Source organism: Methylobacterium sp. J-072, from assembly GCF_022829425.1.
Taxonomy (GTDB): domain Bacteria; phylum Pseudomonadota; class Alphaproteobacteria; order Rhizobiales; family Beijerinckiaceae; genus Methylobacterium.
Map to the genome: position 1 here is coordinate 38,575 of NZ_JAKSYK010000065.1, position 6,980 is coordinate 45,554.

Consider the following 6,980-nt stretch of genomic DNA (forward strand, 5'->3'; position numbering starts at 1 on the left):
GGAACGGCCTCAGGTCGCGCTCAATAGGGCGAGAAGAGCGGCAGGTTCACGGTGACGCGCAGGCCATCGGGATCATAGTCGATGTGAACCTCCGCATGGACCTGGGTGGACAGGACCCGCTTCAGCAGCCGGGATCCGAACCCCTCGCGGGTCGGAAGCGCGACCGGCGGCCCGTCGTGCTCGTTCCAGATCCAGATCAGCCGCGGACCTTCCTCGGTCTCGTCCAAGGACCACGTGACCTCGACGCGACCGCCGAACTCGGCCAGGGCGCCGTGCTTGGCTGCGTTGGTGGTGAGTTCATGGACCGCCATGCCGACCGGGACGGCGAATTCCGAGGCCAGGACCACGTCCGGTCCCGCAAGGCGAATGCGGATTTTGCTGCCGTCGTCGTAGGGTTCGAGTTCGGCCCAGAGCAGGTCCCGAAACGGCACCGACTGGAACCGGTCTTCGGTCAGCAGCGTGTGCGTCTTGGCCAGGGATGCGATCCGTCCGCCGAACGCGCGCTGAAATTCCTGCATGGTCAGGCTCCCCCGCGCGGTCGAGCTCATGATGGCCTGGACCGTGGCGAGCGTATTCTTCACGCGGTGATGCAGCTCGCGCACGAGGAGCTTCTGGTGTTCGAGCGCCTCCCTGCGTTCGGTCACCTCGCGCTGGGCCGAGACCCAATGTGCGATCGCCCCGTTGCCATCGAGAACGGGTGTGATCAGCCATTCGACCGCGTAGGTCGTCCCGTCCTTGCGGTAGTTCACGGCCTCGCCCTGGAACGGCTCCCCCGCCATGAGCGCCCGCTTCATGGCGGCGAGACTGACCGGATCGGTCAGCGGCCCCTGCAGGAAGCGCGGCGAGCGCCCGATCACTTCGGCCTGCGAATACCCGGTCATGCGCGCGAAGGCCGGGTTGGCGTACTCGATGATCGGTCCGGGTTCGGAGAGGTCGGCCGAGGTGACGAGGATGGCTTCGCCGGTGGCCTCGACCGCCGCCCTCAGGAAGGCCGCGTTGATGTCGGGGGCCGTGCCGATTTCGACGCCGGACTCTGGAGAGCCGTGCATGACAGTCTCCCGACGCTCGCCCGTCGGATCGCAGATGGCACACGAAATCGCGGCAAGCGTGTCGGACCGGAGCATGGGGCCGGGGGCAAGTCCACTGAGGGGGATAGCCGCGGGCCACCATCCATCGTCCAAGGGGACGCGCCAGGGCGCCGTCTCCCGATCGATACCCGGCCCCTCAACGGCGGCCGGCTTCTGCGGCCCTCGGTCCGGATCCGCTCGCAGCTTCCGGACGACCCAGCGCCTCGATCCAGTCACACGCCTCCAGGAGTGCGTCGCCGCGTTCGGCCATACGCGCCTTGGCCTGGGCGCAGGCGCGCCCCACCGCCGGATCGGTCAGTAGGTGGCCCAGGACCCGGGCGGCCCGGGCCGGGCGGAAGGCGCGGCGGCTCAAGGTGGCGCCGAGTGTCCGGTCCTTAAGCCGCCGCCCCTCGTCGAAATGGTCGAACGCCACCGGAACGACGAGCTGCGGGATGCCCGCCGCCAGGGCCTGCGCCACCGTGCCGACGCCGCCATGATGGATCAACGCGGCGCTGCGCGGCAGCAGCGCGCTTAAGGGCGCGTAGGGCAGGTGGATGATCCCGGGCGGCAGCGGCTTCGGGATCTGGCCGTCCTGAGGGGCGAGCAGCACGCCGCGCCGGCCCATGCGGCGGCAGACCGACAAGGCGGTCTCGAAGAAGGGCGCGCCCTGGCGCATCGCCGAGCCATAGGTGAAGACGAGTGGCGCCTCGCCGGCGGCCAGAAAAGCCTCCAGCTCCGGCGGCATCGCCGGCACGTCGCCGAACCGGTCGACTAGCGGGAAGCCGAGCTGCACCGCCTGGGCCGGCCAGTCCGCCTGAGGCGCGGCGTACCAGTCCGGGAACATCAGCAGCATGCGGGTCGGGCTGTTCCACCAGTGCCGCAGCCGGGTGATCGGATCGAGGCCCAGGCGCGCCCGCAGGGCGTTCAGGGGCGGCAGGGTGAACGGGCCGACCGCCAGCTTGTCGGCCCCCCGGTTGACGTAGGCCCGTAGCGCAGCCGGCAGGATCCGCGGCAGGGGCAGCCCCGGCAGACGGGGCGGATCGGATCGGCTCTCGATCAGCAACGGCATCACGTGCAGCGTGGCGGCCGGGATGTCGTAGAGTTCCTGCGCGAGCCGCGCGCCCCAGGCGAGCGGCGAGGCGACCACGATCTGGGCGACCCCGCGCGCCCGGGTCGCCCCGAGCCACAGGCAGGTCGTCTCGGCGACCCGCAGGGCGAAGTCGAACATCGGGCGGAAGCCCCAGCGCGGATGCCAGAGTTCGGGCTGGCCGATCACGGCCTCGTAATCGGCGGCCGTGCCGAGGGGCTGGAAGGCGAGGCCGGCGCGGCGTGCCATCGGCTCGAAAGGGGCCGGGGCAGCCAGCGTAACACCGTGACCGCGGGCCAGAAGTGCGTGGCCCAGCGCGATGAACGGCAGCACGTCGCCGTGTGTCCCAATGGCCACGAGGGCCACCTCGATCCGCCCACCAATGTCCTGCGCGGGAATAGCCTGCTCCTTTGACCCCAGCGGTCAAATAATGAACGTCCCCCTTAACGCGCCGGACATGCCAGCCCCCCTGATCTGTATCAAGCCACTATTTGTTTACCATCATTTGAAGCCGCAGGCCTTGTCCGGCTCGGGCCTCTTCCATCAGAACAAAACATGAACATAATGGCGGACGAACACGGGAGGCACGACGATGCTGAAGCGGTTGGTCCTGACCGGGATGGTCGAGTTCATGGCGTTCGGGATGCTGTTCGCGGCGGTCGGCGCCTGGGCGATAGCGTTGGCACCGGTCCGTTAGCCGGGCTTTGCGTTTCGGCGCCGGGTTCCCACCCGAAACGGCTTATGCACAGGCGATCGGACCCGCAGCGCCGATTGTCCACAGAGGGCGGCCGAACTGGTGCGCCCGGAGCACGATCGGTGGATATCGTCAGGTTCGGTGCCGCCATACGTCGACTTGGCAAGGCCGAGCAGGGATGTTGGGCGACCCCGGATCAAGGTCGGCCATGCCACGCCAGCTCAAGGAGGTCGGATTCGTCCACCTCCACGTTCATTCGTCCTATTCCCTCCTGGAAGGCGCGCTGAAGGTCGGCTCCCTGGTCAAGGCCGCGGTCGCGGACCGGCAGCCGGCGCTGGCGCTCACTGACACCAACAACCTGTTCGGCGCGCTGGAGTTTTCCGAGAAGGCGGCCGGGGAGGGCGTCCAGCCGATCGCCGGCGTGCAGCTCTCGGTGGCGTTCGAGGCCGCCGACCCGCACCAGCGCAATGCGCCGACGAGCCACGGCATCGTGCTGCTCGCCCAGGACGAGACCGGCTACGCCAACCTGCTGCGGCTGGCGAGCCGCGCCTATTTCGACACCGCGCTCGGCGAGCCCCCCCGGGTCGAGGCCGCCGCCCTGGCGGAGGCCGGGGCCGGGCTGATCGCGCTGACCGGCGGCCTGTCCGGCCCCCTCGACGCCGCGTTCCGGGCCGGGCGTCCCGAGCTGGCGCTGAGCCGCCTGAAGCAGCTCAAGTCGGCCTTCGGCGAGGACCGGCTCTATGTCGAGATCCAGCGTCACGGCTCGGCCGAAGAGGGGCGGATCGAGACGGCGCTCCTCGACCTCGCCGGCCGGCATGGGCTCGGCATCGCAGCGACCAACGAGCCGTTCTTCGCCAAGCCCGACGATTACGACGCGCACGACGCGCTCCTCGCCATCGCGGACGGGCGGCTGGTCTCGGACGAGCGCCGCCGCCGGGTGACCCCACGTCACGCCTTCAAGACCCGGGCCGAGATGGCCGAGCTGTTCCACGACCTGCCGGACGCGCTCCAGGCCACGGTCGAGATCGCCATGCGCTGCGCCGTGCGGGCGCGGACCCGCAAGCCGATCCTGCCGAATTTCGGATCGGTGGCGGCGGGCGAGACCCCGCCCATGGCCGAGGCGCTCGCGGAGGCGGCCGACGCCCCCGTGCAGGCGGTGGCGGCCGACGAGCCGACCGAGCTGCGCCGGCAGGCCGAGGCCGGGCTGGAGCTGCGGCTGAAGCAGCACGGCACCGCGCCGGGCTTCTCGGAGGACGATTACCGCAAGCGCCTCGCTTTCGAGCTCGACGTCATCGTGACGATGAAGTTCCCGGGCTACTTCCTGATCGTCTCGGACTTCATCAAATGGGCCAAGGACCACGACATCCCGGTCGGCCCGGGCCGCGGCTCCGGTGCCGGCTCGCTGGTGGCGTGGTCGCTGCTGATCACCGATCTCGACCCGCTGCGCTTTGGCCTGCTGTTCGAGCGCTTCCTCAACCCCGAGCGCGTCTCGATGCCGGATTTCGACATCGATTTCTGCGTCGAGGGCCGCGAGCGCGTGATCCGCTACGTGCAGCAGCGCTACGGCGAGCGGCAGGTCGGGCAGATCATCACCTTCGGTACGCTGCTCGCCCGCGGCGTGCTGCGCGATGTAGGCCGCGTGCTGGAGATGCCCTACGGGCAGGTCGACAAGCTGACCAAGCTCGTGCCGCAGAACCCGGCCAACCCGGTGACGCTGGCCCAGGCGATCGAGGGCGAGCCCAAGCTCCAGCAGGCCATGGAAGAGGAGCCGATCGTCGCCCAACTCATCGACATCGCCAAGAAGCTCGAAGGCCTGCACCGCCACGCCTCGACCCACGCCGCCGGCGTGGTGATCGGCGACCGGCCCCTCGAAGAGCTGGTGCCGCTCTACCGAGACCCGAAGACCGGGATGCGGGTGACCCAGTTCAACATGAAGTGGGTCGAGCAGGCCGGCCTCGTGAAGTTCGATTTCTTGGGACTGAAAACCCTGACGATGCTGCGGTGCTGCACCGACCTGCTGAAGCAGCGCGGCATCACGATCGACCTGGCGAGCCTGCCGCTCGATAACGAAGATACTTACAAGCCGATGGGCCGGGGCGAGACGGTCGGGGTGTTCCAGGTGGAATCCGCCGGCATGCGCAAGGCGCTCTGCGAGATGCAGGCCGACCGGTTCGAGGACATCATCGCACTGGTGGCGCTTTACCGGCCGGGCCCGATGGCGAACATCCCGGTCTATTGCGAGCGCAAGCTCGGCCGCGACGCCGGCAACGAGGCGTCCTGGTACCCGGATCCGAAGCTGGAGCCGATGCTGAAGGAGACCTTCGGCATCATCGTCTACCAGGAACAGGTGATGGAGATCGCCAAGGTCCTGGCCGGCTACTCGCTCGGCGAGGCCGACATGCTCCGGCGCGCCATGGGCAAGAAGATCCGCGCCGAGATGGACGCGCAGCGCGACCGGTTCCTCAAGGGCTGCGTCGAGCGCGGGCTGGCCAAGGCCAAGGCCAACGAGATCTTCGACCTGCTGGCGAAGTTCGCCGATTATGGCTTCAACAAGAGCCACGCGGCAGCTTACGCCCTGCTGACCTACCAGACCGGCTACCTCAAGGCGAACCACCCGGTCGAGTTCCTGGCGGCCGCCATGACGCTCGATATCGACAACACCGACAAGCTCGCCGAATTCCGCCAGGACGCGCAGCGCCTCAAGATCACGGTCGAGCCGCCCTCGATCAACACCTCCGGCGAGGTGTTCGAGGTGCGCGACGGCAAGATCTTCTACGCGCTCGCCGCCATCAAGGGCGTCGGCCGGGAGGCGGTGCGGGCGCTAGTCGAGGCCCGGGGCGACCGCCCGTTCAAGGATCTCGATTGCCTCGCCCGCCGCCTCAACCCGCGGATGATCAACAAGCGGACCCTGGAAAGCCTGGTCCAAGCCGGCGCCCTCGACTGCATCGAGCCCGACCGGGCCCGGGCCTTCGCGGCGGTCGAGCCGATGATGAAGCTCGCCGCCAGCGCCGCCGAGGCCGCCTCCACGGGCGTCACCGACATGTTCGGCGGCGTGGTCGCGGATGACGTGTCCCTGCGGATCCCGCCGCACGAGGTCTGGCCGATGGCCGACACCCTCAAGCGCGAATACACGGCGATCGGCTTCTTCGTCTCGGGCCACCCGCTCGACGAGTACGGCGATCTCCTGGACAAGCTGCGGGTGCAGAGCTGGACCGATTTCTGCCGCTCGGTGCGGGCCGGGACCAGCAGCGTCGGCCGGGTCGCCGCCTCGGTGCTCGACCGGGCGGAGCGGCGCACCAAGACCGGCAACAAGATGGGCATCGTCACCCTGTCGGACCGGACCGCGCATTTCGAGGCGATCATTTTCTCCGAAGGCCTCGGTCAGTACCGCGACATCCTCGAACCGGGCCGGCCCCTGGTGCTCCAGCTCCAGGCGAACCTGGAGGGCGAGGACGTGCGCGCCCGGATCCTGACCGCGGAACCCCTCGACCACGCGGTGGCCCGGCACCAGAAGGGCATCCGCATCCATCTGAGCGACCCGCGCGGGGTCGCGCCGGTGCAGCAGCGGCTGTCGATGCGGGGAGAGAGCGAGGTCTCGCTGATCCTCAAGCTCGACGGCGGCGGCCGCGAGGTCGAGATCCGGCTGCCGGGCAAATTCCAGGCCTCACCCCAGCTCGCCGGTCAGCTCCGGACCGTGCCGGGGGTGGTGCAGGTGGAGGTGAGCTGAGGGCGGCCCAGGAGCCTGTTCGGCCTCCTGATCCGGCCGTTTCACGATGTTTGCAGCAGCGGTCGGCATCGGACCGTTCCGCTTAGCCGGCACCCGTGGTTTTTGCAGAGGCCGGTCTGAAAACAACCGCGTCATCCCGGGGCCGCGAAGCGGAGCCCGGGATCCAGAATCATTGTCGGGTCAAGGACCTGCACCGGCGGCGGCTCTGGAGCCCGGGCTCGCCTGCGGCGCCCCGGGATGACAGGGTGAAGGCTGGAGCGTCCGCGAAAACCCGGGATCAAACATCTAACTCGCCGCCGACCCGCCTGCCGCCAGCACCACCGCCCGCGTCCCCACCGGAACGCGGCGGTACAGGTCGATGATGTCCTGGTTCAGGAAGCGCACGCAGCCCGACGAGACCATGGT

At 69.1% G+C, this 6,980-nt stretch carries 4 protein-coding genes; 1 reads left to right on the forward strand and 3 read right to left on the reverse strand.

Annotated elements, in window-relative coordinates:
* Positions 1 to 20: 20 nt before the first annotated feature.
* Positions 21 to 1,049, reverse strand: a complete 1,029-nt coding sequence (locus tag MKK67_RS06470; RefSeq protein ID WP_243962905.1) for an HWE histidine kinase domain-containing protein — start codon at positions 1,047 to 1,049, stop codon at positions 21 to 23.
* Between the two features lie 175 nt (positions 1,050 to 1,224).
* Positions 1,225 to 2,511: a glycosyltransferase gene (locus tag MKK67_RS06475; protein WP_243962907.1), complete on the reverse strand. Its 1,287-nt coding sequence runs from the start codon at positions 2,509 to 2,511 to the stop codon at positions 1,225 to 1,227.
* A 545-nt stretch (positions 2,512 to 3,056) separates the two neighbouring features.
* Here MKK67_RS06475 and dnaE point away from each other — a divergent pair.
* The gene (gene dnaE / locus MKK67_RS06480) at positions 3,057 to 6,575 is read left to right on the forward strand and encodes a DNA polymerase III subunit alpha (RefSeq protein ID WP_243962909.1); all 3,519 of its coding nucleotides are present in this window, start codon (positions 3,057 to 3,059) and stop codon (positions 6,573 to 6,575) included.
* A 285-nt stretch (positions 6,576 to 6,860) separates the two neighbouring features.
* Here dnaE and MKK67_RS06485 read toward each other — a convergent pair.
* On the reverse strand, positions 6,861 to 6,980 hold a 120-nt coding region (locus tag MKK67_RS06485; RefSeq protein WP_243962143.1), incomplete at its 5' end, for a L,D-transpeptidase family protein.